General features: G+C 72.5%; 1 protein-coding gene and 1 pseudogene. Both read right to left on the bottom strand.

Translation table 11 applies throughout. The annotated features are described in order from the left end of the window. A pseudogene (locus tag HUK84_RS20875) lies at nt 1-459 on the bottom strand (hypothetical protein); the annotation flags it as partial. Further along, the gene (locus HUK84_RS20870) at nt 456-701 is read right to left on the bottom strand and encodes a hypothetical protein (RefSeq protein ID WP_176641887.1); all 246 of its coding nucleotides are present in this window, start codon (nt 699-701) and stop codon (nt 456-458) included. The gene HUK84_RS20870 and the pseudogene HUK84_RS20875, both read right to left, overlap by 4 nt. Nucleotides 702-801 lie beyond the last annotated feature (100 nt).

The following is an 801-nucleotide window of genomic DNA, read 5'->3' as shown; positions in this document are numbered from 1 at the left end:
CACCTGCCCCGGCCGCGACGGATCGCGCAGGGGCACGCCGGAATCGTCGCCCAGCACCGTGCCCCGCACCACGTCCCGGTCGCGCACGATCCCCGGATAGGCCCGGGCCGCGAACTGCACCGCCGCATTGGCCAGCAGCGGATAGATCACGTTCGATGCCCCCGGCCAGGGATAGGTCTTGGGCTCGCTCACCTGCCGCGCCAGGTCCAGCCAGCGATGGCAGCTCTCCTTCCACGCCGCGCGGCTCTCCTCGTCGGCGCGATAATCCCGCGCCACCCGGTCCGCCACCTGCCCGCACGTCGCCTCGTCCAGTTCCACGGCGATGTTCGGGCTGTCGATCCACCGCGCCAGACGATGCGCCAGCGCCATGTCCGGCATGCCGGACAGGTCCCCCGGCCCGTCCCCCGGCCCGTCCCAGGGCCCGTCCTCATGTCCGTCCTCATCTATCGTCCCGCTCATCGCCCCGCCGCTCCGGCCGAGAATTCGCCGCATACATGCTCGGGCACCACCGGCGGAAAGGTGGCGAATGGCTGCGGCGCCAGTTGCCCCGCGCGCGGCGCGCCCTGCGGCACCAGCACCACCGTCACCTGCGGCGGAAAACGCCGGCAGACGATATCCATTCCCTCGACGCCATGATGGCGGCACTGGCGGCACGTCCGCCGCGCCGGGCCCAGATGGGCCGGAATCACCAATCCTGCCATGTCAATATCCCGTAATGTCCGACCGTGTCCGGTCATCCGGCGCCGGCGGGCCGTCTCCCGCCGCGCCGTCCCCACCCGCCCCGTCCGCCCCGCGCAGGGC

It is taken from the genome of Nguyenibacter vanlangensis (assembly GCF_013376155.1).
Lineage (GTDB): Bacteria > Pseudomonadota > Alphaproteobacteria > Acetobacterales > Acetobacteraceae > Gluconacetobacter > Gluconacetobacter vanlangensis.
This window is presented reverse-complemented; position numbering and strand designations above follow the sequence as displayed.